The organism is Leifsonia sp. 71-9, assembly GCF_001898805.1.
In the GTDB taxonomy this organism is placed as follows: domain Bacteria; phylum Actinomycetota; class Actinomycetes; order Actinomycetales; family Microbacteriaceae; genus Leifsonia.
The window spans coordinates 346,501-368,399 of sequence record NZ_MKVJ01000021.1; the positions used below are offsets into that span (position 1 = coordinate 346,501).

Consider the following 21,899-nt stretch of genomic DNA (forward strand, 5'->3'; position numbering starts at 1 on the left):
GAGGAGTCGAGTGGTCACCTTCACAATCCAATCGTCCGATTGGCCTTCCATCAAGATGCCAATTCGGTTAAGGTGGCATGCATGTCGGATCCGCATCTCACCGCCCGCTCGCTGGAGACCCTGCTCGGTCAGTGGCGCGGAGCCGGCTCGCAGTACCAGGAGCTCGCCGACCGCGTGCGCCTCCTGGTACTCGACGGCCGCATCCCGATCGGCACCCGCCTCCCGGCCGAGCGCGATCTCGCCGGCCGCCTCGGGCTGAGCCGCACCACGGTCGCCGCGGCCTACCGTCAGCTGCGCGAGGGCCGTTTCGTGGACAGCGTCCGCGGCTCGGGCAGCGTCGCGCGGCTCCCCGGCCCGGCTCTGGCGCTGCCCGCGGGCGGCGGCGACGGGATGCTGGACTTCACCAAGGCCGCGCTCCCCGCGGCCACCGCCCTCCCGGCCGCCGCGCGCGCCGCCGCCGAGGAGCTGCCGCACTTCCTGCCCGACTCCGGCTACGACCCGGTCGGCCTCCCGCACCTGCGCGCCGCCATCGCCGCGCGCTACACCGAGCGCGGCCTCCCGACCGAACCGGACCAGGTGCTCGTGACCGTGGGCGCGCAGCAGGCGATCGCGCTGATCGCCCGCACCTTCCTCGGCCGCGGCGACCGCGCCCTGGTCGAGATGCCGACCTACCCGCACGCGACCGAGGCCATCCGGCTCGCGGGCGCGCGGCTCGTGCCGATCACGGTGACGCCGCCCGAGGACGGCCCGCACGCGCTCGGCGTCGAGGACGACGGCTGGGACGCGGAGGCGATCGAGCAGACCATCCGCCGCGCGAACCCGGCGCTGGCCTACCTCATCCCGGACTTCCAGAACCCGACCGGCGCCTCCATGTCGCCGGCCACCCGGGAGCGCGTGCTCGCGGCGGCGGCCGCGCAGGGCACGATCGTCGTCGCCGACGAGACCACCGGGGAGCTGGACATCGACCGCGTGGGGGAGCACCTCCCGATGCCCGCCTACGCCGAGCGTACCGCCGGCGGAGCACCGGTGCTGCTCATCGGCTCGGCGAGCAAGAGCCTCTGGGGCGGCCTGCGGATCGGCTGGATCCGCGCCGACCGCCCGCTCGTGCAGCGCATGATCGCCGCCAAGCCCGCCACCGACCTCGGCACGCCGATGATCGAGCAGCTCGTCGTCGCGCGCATGCTGCCGCAGATCCCGGAGATCGTGGAGGAGCGGCGCGTGCAGCTGCGGGAGGGGCGCGACACCGTGCGCCGCCTGATCGCCTCCACCTTCCCCGACTGGACGATGCCGCCCCTGCACGGCGGCCTCGCGGCCTGGGTCGGCATCGGCGCGCCCGTCAGCTCCGCGCTCACCCTCGCCGCCCGCAACCACGGCCTGCTGATCGCCGCCGGCCCGCGGTTCGGGCTCGACGGCGCCTTCGAGCGGTTCCTGCGCATCCCGATCACGTATTCGGTGGACGAGTTCGAGCGCGCGTTCGCCGCGCTCGAACGCGCCTGGGCCGTCGCGGCGAACGAGCCAGCGCCCTACTTCGACGCGGCGGCGCTGCCCAACGTGGTCTGAGCGTCCGCTCCGGTCCGGCTCGCGGCGACCGCCCACAGCGAGGTGGGCAGGTCGCGCCCGCGGGCGCTGCGCGGCAGGCCGGCGCGATGGGTCGGGCCGGTCAGCGCCCAGCGGTCGGGTCCGTAGTAGGCGCCCTGCGCGGCCTCCGGGTCGGCGGCGGCGAAGAGCAGCGGTTCCGCACCCTGCTCGACGCCCTGCGACGGGAGCAGGGTGCGATTCGAGGGCCGCAGGGCCTTGCTCTCGCTCCGCGCGAGGTTGCGGCCCGCCGTCTGCAGGTTCGTCCGGGTGTAGCCGGGGTGCGCCGCGGTGCTGAGGAGTCCCCAGCCGTGCTCCTCCGAGAGCGCGGCGAGGTGGAGGGCCATCAACAGGTCGGCGAGCTTGGACTGCGCGTAGGCGCGCCCGGCCCGGTAGCGACGCTCCGAGTCGAGGTCCTCGAAGTGGATGCCGCCGAAGTTCGCCGTGCCGCTCGACATCGTCGCGACGCGCGGCGACGGCGACTCCAGGATGCGCGGCAGGAGCAGGTTCGTCAGCAGGAACGGGCCGAGGAAGTTGCTCTGCCACTGCAGCTCGTGCCCGTCGACGGTGACCGTGCGCTTCGGCGGGACCATGACGCCCGCGTTGTTGACGAGGGTGTCGATGCGCTCGCCGTCGGCCAGCATCCCCTCGGCGAAGGCGCGCACGCTCGCGAAGTCGGCCAGGTCGATGCGGCGCAGTTCGAGCTGCGCGCCGGGCACGCGGGCCAGGATGTCGCGGCGCGCGGACTCGCCCTTGTCGAGCGAGCGCACGGCCATGGTGACGCGCGCGCCGGCCGCGGCGAGCCGGGCCGTCGCCTCCTTGCCGGTGCCGCTGTTGGCGCCCGTCACGACGACGGAGCGTCCGGTCTGGTCGGGAACGGTGTACATGGGATCCTCCGTCGTGCTGTGGATGTCCGGTTCGATCGTGAAATAATGAACCGGTGGTCTGTTACGGACAGTAATAGACCGATGGTCTGTTAGCAAGGGGGTCCCCGATGTCCCAGCCGACGTCCCAGCCGACGTTCAGCCGGGCGCGCAGCGTCGAGCAGCGCGCGCAACGCCGGGAGGACATCCTGGGCGCCGCCCGCGCGATGCTCGACGACACCCGCGTCGCCGACCTGAGCCTCAACGAGCTGGCGAGGCGCGTCGGCCTCGCCAAGTCGAACGTGCTGCGCTACTTCGAGTCGCGGGAGGCCGTGCTGCTCGACCTCTACGATCGCGAGTTCCGCGAGTGGCTCGACGCCCTGGAGGAGCGGCTCGCGGCGACGCCCGAGCACACCGCGGGCTCCCTCGCCGCGGCGGTGGCCGAGACGGTGGCCGCGCGGCCGGTGCTGGCCGAGCTCTGCGCGAGCGCCCCGGGCATCCTGGAGCACAACATCTCGGGGGAGGTCGCGCGGGCCTACAAGCGGGGGATGCTCACGTCGGCGGCGCGGCTCGCGGCACTGGCGGAGCCCTGGATCGGAGGCGAGGAGTCGGACGCCCTGGTGTTCGTCGGGGCGGTCACGCTCGCCATCGGCGGCATCTGGTCGAGCTGCCGGGTGTCGCCCGGGATGGCCGAGGCCTACGCGCTCGACCCGGAGCTCGCCCGGTACCGGCTCGACTTCGCGTCCAGCCTCCGGACGGGCGTCGCGGTCGTGATCCGCGGACTGCGCGCCGCCCGGGTGGAGGCCCGGGTGGAGGGCGCAGCCGCGAAGTAGTACCACGGCATGAGGAACTTGCACCTTCTGCAATGAGATGCTGGACCTGCGTCATCGATGCCGCACGTCCAGCATCCACACCCGCTGAGGGGAACATCCGTGCACTTTCTCGCTGTGCTCAGCATGAAGAACCGCGCGCTGATCGCGCTCGTCACCATCGTGGCGGCCGTGTTCGGCGGTCTCGCGCTCGCCAATCTGAAGCAGGAACTGATCCCCTCGATCTCGTTCCCGCAGCTCGCCATCGTGTCGACCTACCCCGGCGCGTCGCCCGAGGTCGTCAACAACGACGTGAGCACCCCGGTCGAGGCCGCCATCCAGGGCGTCCCCGACCTCGAGAGCACCTCGGCGGTGAGCAGCACCAACCAGTCGATCATCACGGCGAAGTTCACCTACGGCACCGACCTGGCGACGGCCGAGCAGAAGATCGACCGCGCGATCAACCAGATCTCGTCGACCCTCCCCTCGGGCGTCCAGCCCCAGGTCGTCTCCGGCAGCATCGACGACCTCCCCGTCATCCAGCTGGCGGTCAGCAGCAGCGGCGACCAGCGGACGCTCGCCGACGACATCACGAAGCTCGCCCTCCCCGACATCAAGGACGTCACGGGCGTCAACGACGCGCAGCTCGTCGGCGAGGTCGGCCGGCGCATCACCATCACCCCGGACGCGGCCAAGCTCGCCGCGGCGGGAGTGAGCAGTTCGGCCGTGAAGGACGCCCTGCAGCAGAACGGCGTGCTGCTCCCGGGCGGCTCGATCACCGAGGACGGCAAGACCCTCTCCATCCAGTCGGGCAAGCAGCTCGCGTCGGTCGACGACATCGCGGCGCTGCCGCTGGTGCGCAGCGCGACGGCGGGCGCGGGCGCGTCGGGCTCGGGGGCGTCGGGGTCCGGCGCTTCCGGTGCGACGGGTGCCTCCGGTGCGGCCGGCGCGACGGGTGCCACGGGCGCGACCGGTGCGACCGGTGCCACGGGATCCGCCGCCGCCGATGCGGCAGCCGCGGCCGCCGAGCCGACCACACCGCCGACCATCGGCGACGTCGCGACGGTCGCCGAGACCGACGACCCGATCACCTCCATCTCGCGCGTCGACGGCAAGCCGGCGCTCACGATCGCGGTCACGAAGCTCCCCTCCGCCAACACCGTCGAGGTCTCGCACGGCGTGACGGAGCTCATCCCCGACCTCCAGAAGAAGCTCGGCTCGGACGCGAAGATCACCGTCGTGTTCGACCAGGCCCCGTTCATCACCCAGTCGATCAACTCGCTCACCGAGGAGGGCCTGCTCGGCCTCGTGATGGCGGTCATCGTCATCCTGGTGTTCCTGCTGTCGATCCGCTCCACCCTGGTGACGGCGATCTCCATCCCGACCAGCGTGCTCATCACGTTCGTCGTGATGTGGGCGACGGGGTACACCCTCAACATCATCACGCTCGGCGCGCTGACGATCGCGATCGGCCGTGTGGTCGACGACTCGATCGTCGTCATCGAGAACATCAAGAGACAACTGGTGCCCGGCGCCGACCGGGCGGTCACGATCGTCCGCGCGGTCCGGGAGGTCGCGGGCGCGATCACCGCCTCCACCATCACGACCGTCGCGGTGTTCCTGCCGCTGGCGTTCGTCGGCGACGTGACCGGCGAGCTGTTCCGGCCGTTCGCCCTCACCGTGACCATCGCGCTCCTGTCGTCGTTGCTCGTGGCGCTGACGATCGTCCCGGTGCTCGCCTACTGGTTCCTGCGCGCTCCGAAGGCCCGCAAGCACGAGGGCGGCGCGGCCGACGACGAGGCGGCGCACCTGACCGTCGAGGAGGCCGCCGCCTCCGGTCACGACGAGCTCGAGCACCCGTCGCGCCTGCAGAAGGGCTATCTGCCGATCATCCGCTGGACGCTGAAGCACTCGGCGATCACGATGATCATCGCGCTCGTCGTCCTCGTCGGGACCGGATTCCTCGCGCCGCTGATGAAGACGAACTTCCTCGGCGCGAGCGGCCAGAACTCGCTCACGATCACCCAGACCCTGGAGCCCGGCGCGAGCCTGCAGGCGAAGGACGACGCCGCGAAGTCGGTCGAGCAGAAGCTGCTCGACACGAAGGGCGTCGAGACCGTGCAGGTGTCGATCGGCTCCAGCGGCTCCTCCCTGCGCGACGCCTTCGCGGGCGGCGGTGGCGGCAGCACGACCTTCTCGATCACGACCGATCCGGACGCCGATCAGGAGAAGCTGCAGAACACCATCGAGAGCGAGCTCGGCTCCATCAAGGACCAGGGCACCATCCAGGTGTCGTCGCAGAGCGGGTTCGGCGCCTCCAGCGACATCGAGGTGGACGTCACCGCGAGCACGAGCCAGGAGCTGCAGACGGCGACCGACTCGATCGTCGCCGAGCTGAAGAAGCACTCGTCGCTCAAGCAGGTCACCGACAACCTGAGCGCCTCGCTGCCGTACATCGCGGTGACCGTCGACCGCACCAAGGCGGCGGAGGCGGGCCTCAGCGAGGTCGCCGTCGGCACCATCGTCTCGCAGGCGATGCAGCCGACCCAGGCCGGCACGGTCGCGATCGACAACACGACGCTGACGATCTACATCCAGAACTCGAACGCGCCGACGACCGTCGCCGCGCTCGCGGACCTGCAGATCCCGACCGCGACCGGTGTGGTGCCGCTCAGCACGCTGGCGACCGTGGAAGAGGCGAAGGGACCGGCCACCGTCACCTCGGAGCGCGGCCTGCGCACCTCCACGGTCACGGCGACCCCGGCGACCGACAACCTCTCGGTGGCGAACGGCGACGTGACCAAGGCGCTCGCCAAGGCGAAGCTGCCGGAGGGCGCGACGGCCACGATCGGCGGCGTCTCGTCGAGCCAGACCGACGCCTTCGCGCAGCTCGGCCTCGCGCTGCTGGCGGCCATCCTGATCGTCTACATCGTGATGGTGGCGACGTTCCGCTCGCTGCGCCAGCCGCTGCTGCTGCTCGTCTCGGTGCCGTTCGCGGCGACCGGCGCCATCCTGCTGCAGATCGTCTCGGGCATCCCGCTCGGCGTCGCCTCCCTCATCGGCGTGCTGATGCTGATCGGCATCGTGGTGACCAACGCGATCGTGCTCATCGACCTGGTGAACCAGTACCGCAGGCGCGGGCTCTCGGTCTCCGAGGCCGTCGTGCACGGTGCCTCCCGCCGTCTGCGCCCGATCCTGATGACGGCGCTCGCGACCATCGCGGCGCTCACCCCGATGGCGATCGGCCTCACCGGCCACGGCGGGTTCATCTCGCAGCCGCTCGCGATCGTCGTGATCGGCGGCCTGATCTCCTCCACGGTGCTGACGCTGGTCGTGCTCCCGACGCTCTACAACCTCGTCGAGGGTGCGCGCGAGCGCCGCGAGGCGCGGCGGTCGGCGAAGCGCGGCGACGGTGGCGGCGACGGCTCGACGGGTGGACCCGGCGCGGGCGAGCCCGTCACGGGAGGCCCGAGTGCGACCGGCGGCGTCGTGCCGGTCTCCGGCCCGCTGCCGCCGGTGTTCACCCCGCCCGCGGGCGGCCAGCAGCTCTGAGAGCGTCCCGGGCGATCGACACGTCGTCCGGGATCCCAGACGGGGGATGCGCGGGCTCACCGGCCCGCGCATCCCCCGCTCGGTATCGTCGCGCTATGAGCACCAGCGCGCTGTCCGTCGACCCCCTGTGGCCCCGGGCGGGTGACTGGCCGGCCCTCGATTCACTGGCCGAGGGCGCGCGGGCGGACCTGACGCTGCTGGGCATCCCGACCTGGCGCACGTCGCTGTCGGCGACCGGCGCGCACGAGACGCCCGGGGCGGTGCGCGCGGCCCTGCGTCGCTACTCCCAGCAGGCCGCGGGGCTCGCGGTCGAAGAGCTTCGGCTCGCCGACGCGGGAGACGTGGCCGAGCCGGATGGCGAGGAGGGCGAGGCGCGCGCGACCGCCGCCATGCGGGAGGCCGCCGCCCGGTCGACCGTGACCGTCGCGGTCGGGGGCGACAACGCGCTCACCGTTCCCGCGGCTCTGGGCGCGTACGGCGCCGACCTCGGAACGGCCGGGCTGATCACGCTCGACGCCCACCACGATCTGCGCGACGGGGTCTCGAACGGGTCGCCGGTGCGGCGGCTGGTGGAGGCCGGGCTCGCGGGTGCGCGCGTCGTCCAGATCGGCATCGCCGACTTCGCCAACTCGGCCGCGTACACGCGTCGCGCGGCGGACCTGGGCATCACGGTCGTCACGCGCGATGCGCTGCACGGGCGGCCGTGGGAGGACGTGATGGCGGAGGCGCTCGAGATCGCGGGTGCGGCAGGCGGTCCGGTGCACGTGGACCTCGACGTGGACGTGTGCGACCGCTCCGTGGCCCCGGGATGCCCGGCGTCGGTGCCCGGTGGGCTCGCCGCGTGGGAGCTGCGCCGCGTCGCGCGGCTGGCGGCGGCCTCCCCGCTGGTGCGGTCGCTCGACATCGCCGAGGTGGATGCCACGGCCGACGCCGCTGACGAGCGGACGGTGCGGCTCGCAGCGCTGCTGGTGCTGGAGGCCGCTGCGGGAGTGGCGGCGCGCGCCTCCTGAGCCGGCCGGGCGTGCGATCCAGTCGTCACAACACGCCGCATGCCGGCTGAACTGCGCGGCGTGTTGTGACGACTGGATGGGCGGCCTAGGCGCCGCCGATGACCGTGCGCGCCACGAGGGGCACCCCGGGCCGGTACGCGAGGTGCACGTACGAGGGCGCGTCGAGGACCACGAGATCCGCGCGGGCGCCGGCACGCAGGTGTCCGACGTCGTCCCGGCGCAGCGACTCCGCGCCGCCGAGCGTCGCCGCCCGCAGCGCCTCCGGCACCGTCATCCCCATGTCGCGCACGGCGACGGCGATGCAGAACGCCATCGACGAGGTGAAGGACGAGCCCGGGTTGCAATCGCTCGCGAGCGCGACCCGCACGCCCGCGTCGAGCAGGCGGCGGGCGTCGGGATACGGGTGCCGGGTCGAGAACTCGACACCGGGGAGCAGGCCGGCGACGGTGCTCGAACCGGCCAGCGCCTCCACATCGCGATCGGTGAGGTAGGTGCAGTGGTCGACGGCGGCCGCGCCCAGCTCGACCGCGAGGGCGACGCCGTCGCCGGGGCCGAGCTGGCTCGCGTGCACGCGCAGGCCGAGCCCGCGCTCTGCTCCCGCCGCGAGGATGCGACGGGTCTGCTCGGGGTCGAACGCCCCGGTCTCGCAGAACACGTCGATCCAGCGGGCGTGGGGGGCGCAGGCATCGAGCATCGGCCCGGTGACCAGGTCGACGTACTTGTCGGGACGGTCGGCGTACTCGGGCGGGACCACATGCGCGCCGAGGAATGTGGTCTCGGCGGTGACCTCCCGTGCCAGGCGCAGGGCGCGCTCCTCGTCGGCGACGGTGAGCCCGTAGCCGCTCTTCACCTCGAAGGTCGTCGTGCCCTGGGCGCGCAGCTCGCTCGCGAACCGGCTGAGCTGGTTGCGCAACTCCCCGTCGGAGGCCGCTCGCGTCGCCGCGACGGTGCTGCGTATGCCGCCCGCGGAATACGGCCGTCCCGCCATCCGCGCCTCGAACTCCGCCGCGCGATCCCCGGCGAACGCGAGGTGCGTGTGACTGTCGACGAAGCCGGGGATCACCGCGGCCCCACGCGCATCGTGCAGCTCGTCGGCATCGCCCACGGGGGCGCTCGCGGCAGGCCCGGTCCATTCGACGCGCCCGTCCACGCTGAGGATCGCGGCATCGCGCACCAGGCCGAGGGGTCCGTCATGCGCCGGGTCGAAGGTGACGAGTTCGCCGATGCCGGTGAGGAGCGTCGCGCGGGGCATCAGTTCGCCTCGCGCTCCCGGGCGGCGTGTTCCCGGGCTGCGCGCACGCGGTCGGCGTGCTCGCGCATCGGGACGCGCAGACCGCGCTCGTCGGCGACCTCCACCGCCCGCTCGTAGCCCGCATCCACGTGCCGCATGACTCCGGTGCCGGGGTCGTTGGTCAGCACGCGCTCGATCTTCTCGGCCGCCAGCGCGGTGCCGTCGGCGACGATCACCTGGCCGGCGTGGAGGCTGCGGCCGATCCCGACGCCGCCGCCGTGGTGCAGCGAGACCCAGGTCGCGCCCGAGGCGGTGTTGAGCAGGGCGTTCAGCATCGGCCAGTCGGCGATCGCGTCGGAGCCGTCGGCCATCGACTCGGTCTCCCGGTACGGCGAGGCGACCGAGCCCGAGTCGAGGTGGTCGCGGCCGATCACGACCGGGGCGCTGAGCTCGCCGGAGGCGACCATCTCGTTGAACTTGAGGCCGGCCAGGTGGCGCTCCTTGTAGCCGAGCCAGCAGATCCGGGCGGGGAGGCCCTCGAAGGGGACCTTCTCGCCCGCCTGGGTGATCCACCGGCGCAGGTGCTCGTCCTCGGGGAACAGCTCGAGGACGGCGCGGTCTGTCGCAGCGATGTCGGCCGGGTCGCCGGAGAGCGCCGCCCAGCGGAACGGGCCCTTGCCCTCGGCGAAGAGCGGCCGGATGTAGGCCGGGACGAAGCCCGGGAAGGCGAACGCGCGGTCGTACCCGCCGAGCTGGGCCTCCGTGCGGATCGAGTTGCCGTAGTCGAAGACCTCGGCGCCGGCGTCGAGGAAGCCGACCATGGCCTCCACCTGGGCCGCCATGGAGGCGCGGGCCGCCTCGGTGAACGCCTCCGGATCCGCGGCGGCGCGGTCGTGCCACTCCTCGACCGTGACCCCCACCGGCAGGTAGCTGAGCGGGTCGTGGGCGCTGGTCTGGTCGGTCACGATGTCGATCGGGACGCCGCGGCGCAGCAGCTCCGGGAACACCTCGGCGGCGTTGCCCACCAGGCCGACGGAGAGCGCGCGGCCCTCGTTCTTCGCCGCGACGGCGCGGGTGACGGCGTCGTCGATGTCGTCGGCCAGCTCGTCGAGGTAGCCGTGGTCGACGCGGCGCTGCAATCGGGCCCGGTCGACGTCGACGATGAGCACGGCACCGCCGTTCAGGGTGACGGCGAGCGGCTGTGCGCCGCCCATCCCGCCGCAGCCGCCGGTCAGGGTCAGGGTGCCGGCGAGCGTGCCGCCGCCCGGCTCGTCGGAGCCGCCCCGCTGTGCGGCGAGCTTGCGGGCGACCGCGCCGAACGTCTCGTACGTGCCCTGCAGGATGCCCTGCGAGCCGATGTAGATCCAGGAACCGGCGGTCATCTGGCCGTACATGGTGAGGCCGAGCGCCTCCAGACGACGGAACTCGGGCCACGTCGCCCAGTCGCCGACGAGGTTGGAGTTGGCGATCAGCACGCGGGGCGCCCACTCGTGGGTGCGGAAGACGCCGACCGGCTTGCCCGACTGCACGAGCAGGGTCTCGTCCGCCTCGAGGTCGCGGAGGGTCTCGACGATCGCGTCGAACGCCTCCCAGCTGCGGGCGGCCCGGCCGGTGCCGCCGTAGACGACGAGGTCGTCGGGGCGCTCGGCCACCTCCGGGTCGAGGTTGTTCATGAGCATGCGCAGCGGGGCCTCCGTCTGCCAGCTCTTCGCGCTCAGCTCCGTGCCGCGTGCCGCGCGCACTGCTCTCGCTCCGTCCATTCTGCGTCTCCTTCGTCATCGTCTTCTGGCCGCCGAGCACAGGAAAAGTGCTCGCGCGAGGCCGTTTTTCGAGCACTTTTCCTGTGCTCGCGGGCTGGGGTCAGGCGAGGGGGTGGGGGAGGGCGGCGTCGGCGGCGTCGCGGAGGGCGCCCGAGGCGACGAGCGCGACCGCGGCCTCGATCTCGGGGGACAGGTAGCGGTCGGGGCCGGGGCCCGCGACCTGCTCCCGCAGCGCCGCGGTCACGGCTCCGGTCGCCGGGCCCTGAGCCAGCGGCGCGCGCAGGTCGGCGCCGCGGGAGGCCGTCAGCACCTCGATCGCGAGCACCCGCGTGAGGCCGTCCACCGCCCGGCGGAGCTTGCGTCCCGCCGCCCAGCCCATCGACACGTGGTCCTCCTGCATGGCGGACGACGGGATGGAGTCGACCGATGCCGGAGCAGCGAGGCGCTTGAGCTCCGAGACGATTCCCGCCGCGGTGTACTGCGCGATCATCAGCCCCGAGTCCACCCCCACCTCGTGCGCGAGGAACGGCGGCAGCCCCTGATTGCGCGCCGGGTCGAGGAAGCGATCGGTGCGGCGCTCGGACATGCTCGCCACATCCGCCACCACGATCGCCAGGAAGTCGAGCACGTACGCGACAGGGGCGCCGTGGAAGTTGCCGTTCGACTCCACCCGGCCGTCGAGCGTCAGCACGGGGTTGTCGACCGCGGAGGCCAGTTCACGCTCGGCGACCATCGTGGCGTGGGTGACCGTGTCGCGCGCGCCGCCGTGCACCTGCGGCGAGCAGCGGAGCGAGTACGCGTCCTGCACGCGCGTGCACTCCGGGCCCTTGTGGCTGGCGACCAGCGGCGAACCGGCGAGCATGGCGCGCAGGTTGCCGGCCGACACCGCCTGGCCGGCCTGCGGGCGCAGACGCTGCAGGTCGTCGGCGAACACCGCGTCCGTGCCGAGGAGCGCCTCGACGCTGAGCGCGGCGGCGATGTCGGCGGTGGTCAGGAGGCGCTGGAGGTCGTGCAGCGCGAGCGACAGCATCCCGAGCATCCCGTCGGTGCCGTTGATGAGCGCGAGGCCCTCCTTCTCGGCGAGCACGAGTGGCTCGATGCCGGCCGCGGCCAGGGCGTCCGCAGCGTCGACCAGTTCGCCGTCGACGCGCACCTGGCCCTCGCCCATGGCCGCGAGGGCGCAGTGGGCGAGCGGGGCGAGGTCGCCCGAGCAGCCGAGCGATCCGTACTCCCGCACGACGGGCGTGATGCCGGCGTTCAGCACGGCGGCGTACGTCTCGACGGTGCGCGGCGTGGCGCCGGTGCGGCCGGTCGCGAGGGTCGCGAGACGCAGCAGCATCAGGGCGCGGACGACCTCCCGCTCCACCTCCGGCCCGCTGCCCGCGGCGTGCGACCGCACGAGACTGGCCTGCAGCTGCGCGCGGCGCTCAGCCGGGATGAACGTGGTCGCGAGGGCGCCGAAGCCGGTGGAGATGCCGTAGTGCGGCTCGACGTCGTCGGCGAGGCCCTCGACGATGGCGCGGGAGGCGCGGACCGCCTCGAGCGCGTTCGGGTCGAGCTCGATGCGGGCGTCGTGGCGGGCGACGGCGACGACGTCCGCGACGGTGAGCGGGGCGGCGCCGACGATGACGGGGGCGGTAGTCAGGAGCATGCTCCGATCCTCGCCGCGCGGCCGCCGTGGCGGGCCGGTTGTACACTCGACTCTGTCCGGGATCCCAGACGGTGACCCAGCGAGGAGGCCCGATGAGCAAGGTGCCCGCCGCCGAGAACACGCTGCTCATCCTCGGTCACCTCGCCACGCAGCGCGGACCCGTGCCCGCCGCGAGCATCGCGACCGCCCTGGGCCTGCCGCGCTCCACCGTCTACCACCTGCTCTCGGTGCTCGGCGATCACGGGTTCGTCCTGCACTTCCCCGAAGCCCGGCGCTACGGACTCGGCGTCGCGGCGTACGAGCTGTCGAGCGCCTTCTCGCGCCAGCAGCCCCTCAGCCGGCTGGGCCGCCCGATCGTCGCCGGGCTCGTCGACGCCATCGGGGAATCCGGGCACGTCGCCGTGCTGCACGGCCGCGACGTCGTCTACATCGTCGAGGAGCGCGCGCCCCGCCGCCCGCGTCTCGTCACCGACGTGGGCGTGCGCCTACCGGCCCACCTGACCGCGAGCGGGCGTGCGCTGCTGGCGACGTTGCCGGCCGGTCAGCTGCGCGCCCTCTACCCCGATCGCGACGCCTTCGAGGAGCGCACCGGCGCCGGACCGCACTCCTACGCCGAGCTGCGCCGGGTGCTCGCCGACGTGCGCACCCGCGGCTACGCGACGGAGGACGGCGAGGTCACGCCCGGCTTCGCGTCCGTCGCCGTGTCGGTGCGGGATCACGCCGGGTGGCCCGCCGCGGGGATCGCGGTGACCTTCCCGCGCGAGAACGTGCCGCCGGAGGAGTGGGAGGCGCTCGCCGCGCGGGTGCGGGACGCGGCGGCGGAGCTGTCGCGGCGCATCCGCGGGGCGTGAGGCGTGCGGGCGCGAGAGCGCCGCGTGGGGTGTGACGTCCTGCGGACATCCACCTTGCCGTGTGAGCGACCGGAATGCATTGCTTCCCCCTCGACAACGCTCGCCATACGCCGGCCGCGCGGAGTGAGGCGATCCTGGCAGCGGAGGCCCCGCGCGGCGCCCTCGTGCACGGCCCATGGGGAGTCTCAGCGTGGTGAACGCCCGAGGATGCATAGTACATTCACAAATGAAGAATGGATAGAGCTGGTATTTATCAGAGCGAAAGTCTAGATTATGTGTATCCAATGACGGACACCCCGGCTTATAACCCGCTCTGTGCTCCGTACACGGACGAACGAGCGACTTAGTCCATCGGGAGGCACCATGAAGACGGCCGTGGAATTCGATCACGTCGACAAGTTCTTCAGAGATGTGCGTGCGCTCTCGAATGTGGACATCGCAGTTCATCGCGGTGAGGTGCTCGGTCTCTTGGGTGCCAACGGCGCAGGCAAATCCACTTTGCTCCGGATCATTCAGGGTGTGACGCAACCGACTCGGGGGTCGGTCCGACTGTGGGGGCGCTCGCCCGCGGATCCGCTCGTTCGATTTCAGATCGGGAGTACACCGCAGGATGATGCCATCCCTCTGTCGCTGACGACGACCGAGGTGATCGACTACGTGGGCGCCCACTATCCGCGATCACGCCCGACCCGAGAGGTCATCGCCGAGTTCGGACTGCACGCGCTGGCCAGGCGACGCGTGTCCAGGCTCTCAGGGGGCCAACGGCGGCGCGTAGCCGTCGCCTTGGCATGTGTTGGTCGGCCTGACCTCCTTCTTCTGGATGAACCGACGACCGGGCTCGACGTGGACGCGCGACACGAAGTGCTCGATCTGATCAAAGCGCAGCGCGCTCCGGATCGAACGGTGATCGTCACAAGCCACTACCTCGAGGACATCGAAATGCTCGCGTCGAGGATCGTCGTCCTCTCCAACGGGCGCGTGCGATCAGCTGGTCCTCTCTCCGAATTCATAGGAGAGAGGGCCGGCGCCCGGGTCACGCTGCAGAGTTCCGAACGACACCGCATCGCTGCCCTCCCGGGCGCTGATCGCGTCGTCGAGAAAGGCCGTCTGTTGGAGATATCCACGCCAACGCCCGATGCATTCCTGGAGGCTCTCTATTCTTCTGGCATTTCGTTTGCGGGATTGACCGTCGAGCGCGGACATCTCGAGGACTACATGCTCGAAGTGATACGCGCCGATCGGGGTGCCACGAGCGAGAGGCCGCTTCGATGAGCCTCGCACATACGGCTCGGCTGAGTTTCGTCCACGCTCGATTCCAGCTGATCGACCTCCTTCGATCGCCTGCGAGCGTCGGCTTGGGTCTCGGGATGCCGGTCGTCGCCTTCGCCTTCTTCATCGTTCCCCAGCGGTCGATCGCCGATAACCCGGTCTTTGCAACATCCGCGATGGTCGCCCTGGTTGTTTTCGGAGTGATGGCGAACAGTCTTTTCGGCTTCGCACTCGAGATCTCACAAACGCGGGAGCGGACGTGGGGCGCCTACCTCAAAGGCCTGCCAGGACCTGTTGCATCGCGGATGGCCGGATACGCGATGTCGACGGGAATTCTCGCGCTGCTCTCGGCGGTGCCCGTCGTGTTGCTGGCGTTGGTAGCGACGGCAGCGCACATCGCGTCCGAACGATGGTGGATATTCGTCGCGGTTGTCGTAGCGACTGCGGCGCCGTTCATGTTCCTCAGTATGGTCATCGGCCATCTCATGTCGTCGCGCACGTCTATCGCCGTCGTGCAAGTGCTGATGCTCGGTCTCGCCTTCGGCGGTGGGTTGTTTTTGCCTCCCGCTGCATTCCCCCCGTGGCTGGACGTGGTGTCGACGTTCCTTCCTACTCGTCACGCACTCGATCTATCGATTTGGGCGGCAGAAGGCGGTGGGTTCCCGGTGGCTGCTGCGCTGGGCTGGGGTGTATGGACATTTGCCACGGCAGCGGCAGCTCTGGCCGCCGCACGCTGGGACCGGACGCATCGGGAGGGGTGAGTGAAGTTGAGTTATTGGGGCTCGAGGCTCGAGTTGTTCTCGGATGCTCTGACGAGTGTCCGACTGCAAGACGCGCAGATTGTCGATCTAGTAGTGCCCGGCAGTGAGCGACCGGTCGAATCGCCTCCGCCGGGTGCTGCGCGAGACGCGCCCACCGTGATCTTGTCGGCACGACGGTTCGACATCGCAGACACACGAGGAAGCATCGAGGCGACGATGCTTGGGCATTTCGTCAACAGCATCCTGCTCAGGTGCTCTCCGGTGGATCGGAGCCTCGAAATCTACCGGTCGTGGGCGGCGCAATCCGGAGTTCTGATGACTGCATTCGATCCGAAAGGCGTCGCATGGCTAGCTGTCGCGGATCTCGTTGAAGCGATACCTCTCGTAGCCGCCCAGACCGAGTCCCGTCGCGGACAGGCGTTCGACGTCACCGGACCCGAACGTGTGCCAATGGACGTGCTGGCCGAGTCTCTCTCCTGCGAGCTGGGTTCTCCGGTTGTTGCCGAGACGCTGGACGCGCAGCTATTGCGTGGGCTCCTTGTACGCGGAGGCCTTGAGCAGGCGGTGGCGAAGTGGCTCGTCTCCCACCAGTTGGAGTCCTCCGACTCCCGACTTCCCGCGACATCTCCGGTGCTCGCCAGCATCCTTGGACGTCAACCGAGCTCGGTCCTTTCTCGAGACACATCAAAAGGGGTGAAACATGCGTGAACAGTTGCGTTATTCGATAGCGCCGCAGATCCATCTCGGCGTCGCACCCGACGTTGTCTTCGCTTTCGATTCTGAATCGGCCACACGCGTGGCTGCGCCAGGGATTGTGCCCTTCGTGTCGGGGCTGAACGAATCCCTGACGAGTGCGTCCGAAGGACTCGAACTACACGAAATCGCCAGCCGCCTCGGTGCGTCCGTGGATCAGGTGGAACCGATACTCGATCGCCTGGTGGACTTGAAGATGCTGGTGCGCCACACGGCGAAGGTCTCCACATTCGCCAAGCTCGCTGAGGCCAGTGCCGGCGGACAGCTCGCGGCGCACGAAATTCAGGCGAACATCGACACTTGCCGCGTGGGGATGAAAGCACCCGAAGGTTCGCTGTTGTCCCAAGCTATCGCCACGTCGCTCGTAGGATTAGGAATCGCCGTCGGTGAGCCTGACGATGCGGACTTCGTCATCGTCATCGGTGAGTCGCTGATCGATCCGACTCTGTTCGACTTCAACCGAAGGGCGCTGGAAGCCGAGGGCGCGCCGTGGCTCGCTGTGGCCCCATTCGACGGCGGAAATGCGTGGGTGGGTCCTTTTCATATTCCGAAGCGCTCAGCGTGTTACACCTGCTTTCGGTTGAGGCGATCCGCGAACTTCCCGGACGAGAAGGTTCGCGATGAACTTCTCGAACTCAGGGGGCTGACCACCGGTCCCACTGTCGTGGCCGAGCACCCGATTTCGCTTGTCCAAGCGGGAGTGGCTGCGAACCTCGTGAGCGAATGGGTAGCGCTGCGACAGTATGCGCCGTCTGCCGCGCCCGGAGCCTTGACGACCATCAGCTTGGATGGCTCGGGCATTTCCATGCGGTGGCATCGAACACTTCGAGTTCCTCGCTGCCCGGATTGCTCAACAGCAGCCGAGGTGGGCATGCCACAGACCTGGTTCCACGACGAGGCCGGAATTTCGAGCGCTGAGAGATCAGCCGAGGTGCCTGATGAATAGCTGGACCAGCGAGGCCGATGCGGCGCGAATCCTGGAGCAATTCGTCAGTCCGTTCGTCGGCGTCGTGGGACGGGAATATGAACGCTTGAACGATGTCGATGACGTTCGCGGCTTTTCGTACGGCTGTCACTCCACCGATGCGCGACGACTCCTCGGCTCGCAAGCGAATCTCTACAACGGGGGAGGGAGCAGGAGCCGCCAGGCAGCCCGACTCGCAGGCATTGGCGAGACTGTCGAACGGTACAGTGCCGCGTATCTTCCCCCCGCTGCCGCTGCCGCTGCCGCTGCCGATGACCACATGTCGATTCGTGCAAGCCGTCGCGAGATGTTGGAGGCGGATCGCCTGGTGTGGGGTCCCGAGGAGTTGGAGCTCTTCGCTGAGCAGCAATACGAGGACGCGAGTTTCCCCTTTCATCGACTCACCCACGACGTCTCGATCCGGTGGAGACGAGGGAGGGAGGTCGCGAGCGATCAGGAGATCTGGGTCCCAGCACAACTGCTTCACTTCGTCGATGCATGGCCGGACGAGCCGCGCATCGGCTACGTGACGAGCAACGGCCTCGCCTGCGGCATCCAATTCGTTGAGGCCCAATTGTCGGGACTCTTCGAAGCCATCGAGCGTGACGCCTTCATGCTCGTCTGGTACAACCGGCTGAGCCTGCCCCACCTTGATATCGAAAGCGATCCGCGGTTGGCGCGACTCGTGGAACGTCACATCGGACCGACTGGACTTGATCTGCATCTCATTGATCTATCCGGACTCTCTGGGGTGCCCACCGTGCTGGCTGTCGTCCGCAATCTGCACTCCGACGTGGCACCGTTGGCGCTGGGCGCGGCCTCCGCGGCGACCGCCGAACGGGCGGCGGAGAAGGCCGCCTTCGAGGGCCTTCATACTCGAACATGGATGAATCCGAGCAGCGCGCAGGCAACACGCTCCATAGCGAAGACTGGAACGTCGACATTCGGTCATTTGATGATCACGTTCGCCTGTTCGCGGGCCCTGACATGGTTCCAGCGGCCGATTTCCTGACGTCGAACGAGTCGCGCGTCCCGTTTTCGGAGATCGCCCGATTTGACGACACGGAGCCGATGGCGCTTTGGACTTCACTGATCGCGCATCTGGCGGGTCAGGGGTATGAGGTCGCATCGTTCGATCTGACCAGCCCAGACGTACTCGAGGGTGGTGCACGCGTCGCCAAGATCCTGGTACGCGGGTTCTGCCAGCTGGACGCACCGCACAACGCGCGAATGCTCGGGAGTACGCGACTGCGCGTCCATGCGAGGAATCTCGGACTGAGCGATAGGCATTTCGGACTGGCGGATCTCAATCCCGTACCTCACCCCTTCCCGTAAAACGACGAGAGATGAAACACCATGCCAGACTTCGAATCTCACGCTACGAATCTTGTGGACATCGTCTACGGAAACGAGACTCTACGATTCGACGACCCTGCTGAGAATTGGTTCGAGTCGTCAAAGATCTACCGAGATTCCATGCCATGGGACGCGCCGGGAGTTGCTGGTCTGCTGCGGTCCCCTGCGCTGCAGCAGATGACGGCGCGCGCGGGGAAGCGTTTCACGAATCGTCCATCGATTCCCCTGCCAATCGCATCCATGCCGACCACTGCGCTCGCCCGAGTACTGCAAGACAGATTCAGCGACGACCACTTTGCCGCGGGCACCATCCCGCTTCCGGTTGTCGGAGGAATTCTCGAGGCGGGCTATGGAGTCATTGACCGAGCGTACGGCCTCCGACGACCTGTGCCGTCTGGAGGGGCGCTGTATCCGTTGGATCTCTACGTTTTTGCTCGCGACATCGACGGTTTGAGTAGGGGGCTGTACCACTTCGATCCGTTCCGCAAGCTTCTCCTTCGGCTGGCGGATTTCGACGATAAGAAGTTTCTGGAGGCCACGCTGAGAGAAGACGCCCTTCAGAACCTTGCCTTCTCCGTCGTCATATCAGCGACATTCTGGCGGTCGCGGTTCAAATACGGCTCGCGCGCATATCGGTTCGCGCTCCTCGAGGCCGGCCATGTCATGCAGAACATGCTTCTAGCGAGCACTGCCTTCGGCATCGGGTCGCGCCCCTACGGCGGGTTCGTCGACGATGAACTCACAGAGTTGCTTGTAGGACAGAACGGCGTCGATGAAGCGCCTCTCTACATGTTTATGGCGGGTAGGCGAGCGGCATGAGGGAATCGTTGTTCGTATTGCCCTGCGTGCATCTTGCCGTGCCAGTCCTCCAGCGCGTCCTGATTCGTGCTCGTGTTCACCACTCACCGCGCCGCCTTCCAGCCGTCTCCTACGGGTACGACATCGCCACCATCGCGATCGGAGCGGCCGTAGTAACAGCCGTTGCGCTAACTGGGAATACGCCATCATCCCGCGGAGGATGCGCGACCATGCTCAATGTCGTCATCGCCCTGCTCCTCGGAGCTGCCTTCCCCGTCATCGTGGCCTTCTGCAGTGGGAAGCGCACGCGACTCACCCGCGCGGATATTCGACCGGGAAGGCTCGTCTTGCTGGCGGCGTCGGCAGCGGGAGAGGAGACGATCTGGAGACTTGGCATCCTCACGGCGTTCGCAGCGACGAACACTGGCCTGGCCATTGCGATATTCCTGTCCGTCCTAGGCTTCATCGTTCTTCATGCGCTTGCCTTCGGATGGAACGTTCTGCCATACATCGCGATCTTCACCGTCGTGATTACCCCAGTCTTCTTTGCGTTGAGCTGGCTAGGAGCGATTGCATTTCACATTGCCCACAACGTTGTTGTGGCATCCACGACGAATTCGTCGCCACCTCAACGATCTGCGTCACCTGCGTCGCAAGTGGTCTGGTGAGTGGGATGAACAACAGCCACGTGAGTCTGACCAAGGAGAGGCCTGTCGAGCAAGCCCGCAGGTGGTTTATAGACGCTGAGCTCAAGGCGGTCAGCAGTACAGTCGATTCCCGCGAATCGTCGTTCAGCGGGCGGGTCAGCGCAGCTGTCGCTCTCGGCCGGTTCGTATCGTCGGCCGAACGGCTGCCGCGCTCGATTCTCGACATCGGGTGCGGCCGGGGCGACCTCCTTCGCGAGTTCGCAATGCTCGACCACGACATACGATTGTTTGGGTTCGATCCCGATGTGGATGCAGTGTCGCGTGCCCGTCGGGTGGCAAGCAACGCCAAGGTCTGGGTGGGTTCCGCTGAGCTTGTTTCGTCCTATATCCCGCTGGGTGAAGCTGTCGACCTCATCCTGGTCAACTTGACCGTGGGTCTGTGGGAGGAACCACGGCGAGGTCTCGCTGCTGCTGCGCGACAGCTCGCTCCGGGGGGCATTCTCTACATATTTGACCTCGCGCGCACGCGTAGCCGCTCCTTGGTCCAAGTCGGTCGCAATGAACTCGAGCGCCGATATCTCGAAGACCAGATCGGGGCGTCCTTCACGATCGACGAGTTCGGTTCGTTGCTCGAATCAGTAAGTCGGGAGCTGCCCGACATCAAGAGCGAATGGGCTCTTGGGGGTCTGGGCGGTTTCAAAGCCCCGGATCCACGGTTTTTCGAGCTGCTCCGGTCGCCACATGTTGCCGCGTTGAACGCACATGCTGCGGACAACCATCCCTCACCCGCTCCGCTCGAAGATGATTTCTTGCACGGATGGCTTCGAAGAGTCCGCACTCCTCCCCGGTGTTGTTTCCAGAGAGGAGAGGGGGTGAAAGATGACTGTGACGATTCCCCCTGTTGAGAAGTTGACCGTGTCGGTGCACGGCGAGGGTTCCTTCCTCTTCGAGCCGACAGCAGCGCGATGCTCGTGCACGACGATCGCATGCTGCTGCTGTTCGTGGGGCTAAATCCCAAGGACAGCGGGGCTCTCTGAACGTGTCGCCGTTCGGAGAGCCCCACACCGTGTGCGAGTCGTATGTCGCCTGCGAACGTCGCCCATCAGAGGAAATGGCGATACACGCCACCTCATCCCGCGGCCAGCGTGAGCGTCGCCTCCCTCTCGCGACCGGCGCGCACGTAGCCGACAGCGACCTCGTCGCCCGGGTCGGAGGTGATCTGCAGGGCGGTCAGCACGTCGACGCTGCTCGCCGGCGCGCCGTTCAGGCTGGTGACGACGTCGCCCGTGCGCAGGCCGGCACTCGCGGCGGGGCCGCCGGCGTCGACGGACTGGACGAACAGGCCGTCGGTGATCCCGTACGCGGCGGCGACGCCGGGCGGGATGGGCAGGACCTCGAGGCCGGTGGTGGGGTAGGCGACCTTCCCAGTGTCGATCAGCTCGTGCGCGATGCGCATGGCCGACGACTCGGGAACCGCGAAGCCGATGCCGACGCTGCCCGTGCTGCTCTGGCCTCCACTGCCCGGGACGGTGGCGATGGCCGTGTTGACCCCGACCAGGCGTCCGCGGCAGTCGACGAGGGCGCCGCCGGAGTTGCCGGGATTGATGGAGGCGTCGGTCTGGATGGCGCCGACGAGCACGGCGTTGCGGTCGTCGTCGCTCGGGACGGGGACGGTGCGGCCGAGCGCGCTGACGATGCCGGCGGTGACGGTGCTCGAGAGCCCGAGCGGTGCGCCGAGGGCGACCACCGGTTGGCCGACGGAGAGTCCGCCGGAGTCGCCGATGGAGATCACCGGGAGCGGTTCGTCGTCGTCGACCTTGACGACGGCGAGGTCGGTCTTCGGGTCGCGGCCGATCAGGCGGGCGTCGAGCTCGTGGCCGTCGCTGAAGCGCACCGAGAGGGCGCCTCCCGAAGCGGGGGGGGGAGACGACGTGATTGTTCGTGAGGATGTAGCCGTCATCGGTGATGATCTGGCCGCTTCCGTTGCTCCTGCCGCCCGAGGACGAGGTGACGGAGATGGTGACGATGGTGGGCAGGACGCCGTTCGCG

19 protein-coding genes are annotated in these 21,899 nt (G+C 69.0%); 14 read left to right on the top strand and 5 right to left on the bottom strand.

Annotated elements, in window-relative coordinates; all coding sequences use genetic code 11:
* The first annotated feature begins 81 nt into the window (after nucleotides 1–81).
* Nucleotides 82–1,560 carry a PLP-dependent aminotransferase family protein gene (locus BGO91_RS18235; RefSeq protein WP_290474154.1) on the top strand — a complete coding sequence of 493 codons (1,479 nt, stop codon included), beginning with the start codon at nucleotides 82–84 and terminating at the stop codon, nucleotides 1,558–1,560.
* On the opposite strand, the gene BGO91_RS18240 is transcribed toward BGO91_RS18235, so the two are convergent.
* The gene (locus BGO91_RS18240) at nucleotides 1,524–2,462 is read right to left on the bottom strand and encodes an SDR family NAD(P)-dependent oxidoreductase (RefSeq protein WP_290474155.1); all 939 of its coding nucleotides are present in this window, start codon (nucleotides 2,460–2,462) and stop codon (nucleotides 1,524–1,526) included. The genes BGO91_RS18235 and BGO91_RS18240 overlap by 37 nt on opposite strands.
* A 107-nt stretch (nucleotides 2,463–2,569) precedes the next feature.
* Between BGO91_RS18240 and BGO91_RS18245 the strand changes: the two genes are divergently transcribed.
* From BGO91_RS18245 to BGO91_RS18255, 3 genes are all read left to right on the top strand, one after another.
* A complete protein-coding gene (locus BGO91_RS18245; protein WP_290474156.1) occupies nucleotides 2,570–3,271 on the top strand; it encodes a TetR/AcrR family transcriptional regulator in 702 nt (233 codons plus the stop codon).
* Nucleotides 3,272–3,370: 99 nt separating this feature from the next.
* Nucleotides 3,371–6,799: an efflux RND transporter permease subunit gene (locus tag BGO91_RS18250; protein ID WP_290474157.1), complete on the top strand. Its 3,429-nt coding sequence runs from the start codon at nucleotides 3,371–3,373 to the stop codon at nucleotides 6,797–6,799.
* Between the two features lie 95 nt (nucleotides 6,800–6,894).
* Entirely contained in the window at nucleotides 6,895–7,809 is a 915-nt protein-coding gene (locus BGO91_RS18255) for an arginase family protein (protein WP_290474158.1), read from the top strand.
* An 85-nt stretch (nucleotides 7,810–7,894) separates the two neighbouring features.
* Here the strand turns inward: BGO91_RS18255 and hutI are convergent, their stop codons facing one another.
* The 3 genes from hutI to hutH form a co-directional block, all read right to left on the bottom strand.
* Nucleotides 7,895–9,061 (bottom strand): imidazolonepropionase, encoded by a 1,167-nt coding sequence (hutI, locus tag BGO91_RS18260; protein WP_290474159.1) that lies wholly within the window; start codon nucleotides 9,059–9,061, stop codon nucleotides 7,895–7,897.
* On the bottom strand, nucleotides 9,061–10,800 hold the full coding sequence (gene hutU, locus BGO91_RS18265) for a urocanate hydratase (RefSeq protein WP_290474160.1): 1,740 nt from the start codon (nucleotides 10,798–10,800) through the stop codon (nucleotides 9,061–9,063). Before hutU ends, hutI begins: the two co-directional genes overlap by 1 nt.
* Before the next feature lie 100 nt (nucleotides 10,801–10,900).
* Nucleotides 10,901–12,451: a histidine ammonia-lyase gene (hutH, locus tag BGO91_RS18270; protein ID WP_290474161.1), complete on the bottom strand. Its 1,551-nt coding sequence runs from the start codon at nucleotides 12,449–12,451 to the stop codon at nucleotides 10,901–10,903.
* A 92-nt stretch (nucleotides 12,452–12,543) separates the two neighbouring features.
* Between hutH and BGO91_RS18275 the strand changes: the two genes are divergently transcribed.
* The 10 genes from BGO91_RS18275 (at nucleotide 12,544) to BGO91_RS22165 (ending at nucleotide 20,861) form a co-directional block, all read left to right on the top strand.
* Nucleotides 12,544–13,302 (top strand): IclR family transcriptional regulator, encoded by a 759-nt coding sequence (locus tag BGO91_RS18275; protein WP_290474162.1) that lies wholly within the window; start codon nucleotides 12,544–12,546, stop codon nucleotides 13,300–13,302.
* 363 nt (nucleotides 13,303–13,665) lie between these two features.
* A complete protein-coding gene (locus tag BGO91_RS18280) occupies nucleotides 13,666–14,574 on the top strand; it encodes an ABC transporter ATP-binding protein (RefSeq protein WP_290474163.1) in 909 nt (302 codons plus the stop codon).
* Entirely contained in the window at nucleotides 14,571–15,332 is a 762-nt protein-coding gene (locus tag BGO91_RS18285) for an ABC transporter permease (protein WP_290474164.1), read from the top strand. The genes BGO91_RS18280 and BGO91_RS18285 overlap by 4 nt, the downstream gene beginning before the upstream one ends.
* A gap of 156 nt (nucleotides 15,333–15,488) precedes the next feature.
* The gene (locus BGO91_RS18290; RefSeq protein WP_290474165.1) at nucleotides 15,489–16,040 is read left to right on the top strand and encodes a hypothetical protein; all 552 of its coding nucleotides are present in this window, start codon (nucleotides 15,489–15,491) and stop codon (nucleotides 16,038–16,040) included.
* Complete coding sequence (locus BGO91_RS18295; RefSeq protein ID WP_290474166.1) at nucleotides 16,033–17,031, top strand: TOMM precursor leader peptide-binding protein; 999 nt, start codon at nucleotides 16,033–16,035, stop codon at nucleotides 17,029–17,031. The genes BGO91_RS18290 and BGO91_RS18295 overlap by 8 nt, the downstream gene beginning before the upstream one ends.
* On the top strand, nucleotides 17,024–18,061 hold the full coding sequence (locus BGO91_RS18300; protein ID WP_290474167.1) for a YcaO-like family protein: 1,038 nt from the start codon (nucleotides 17,024–17,026) through the stop codon (nucleotides 18,059–18,061). The genes BGO91_RS18295 and BGO91_RS18300 overlap by 8 nt, the downstream gene beginning before the upstream one ends.
* A 344-nt stretch (nucleotides 18,062–18,405) precedes the next feature.
* Nucleotides 18,406–19,224, top strand: coding sequence for a SagB/ThcOx family dehydrogenase (locus tag BGO91_RS18305; RefSeq protein ID WP_290474168.1), 819 nt, complete (start codon nucleotides 18,406–18,408; stop codon nucleotides 19,222–19,224).
* A 209-nt stretch (nucleotides 19,225–19,433) separates the two neighbouring features.
* A complete protein-coding gene (locus tag BGO91_RS18310; protein WP_290474169.1) occupies nucleotides 19,434–19,871 on the top strand; it encodes a CPBP family glutamic-type intramembrane protease in 438 nt (145 codons plus the stop codon).
* Between the two features lie 20 nt (nucleotides 19,872–19,891).
* Entirely contained in the window at nucleotides 19,892–20,755 is an 864-nt protein-coding gene (locus tag BGO91_RS18315; RefSeq protein ID WP_290474170.1) for a trans-aconitate 2-methyltransferase, read from the top strand.
* The gene (locus BGO91_RS22165; protein ID WP_349866325.1) at nucleotides 20,730–20,861 is read left to right on the top strand and encodes a plantazolicin family TOMM peptide; all 132 of its coding nucleotides are present in this window, start codon (nucleotides 20,730–20,732) and stop codon (nucleotides 20,859–20,861) included. Before BGO91_RS18315 ends, BGO91_RS22165 begins: the two co-directional genes overlap by 26 nt.
* Nucleotides 20,862–20,979: 118 nt before the next feature.
* Here the strand turns inward: BGO91_RS22165 and BGO91_RS18320 are convergent, their stop codons facing one another.
* Nucleotides 20,980–21,744, bottom strand: coding sequence for a trypsin-like peptidase domain-containing protein (locus tag BGO91_RS18320; RefSeq protein WP_290474171.1), 765 nt, complete (start codon nucleotides 21,742–21,744; stop codon nucleotides 20,980–20,982).
* Nucleotides 21,745–21,899 lie beyond the last annotated feature (155 nt).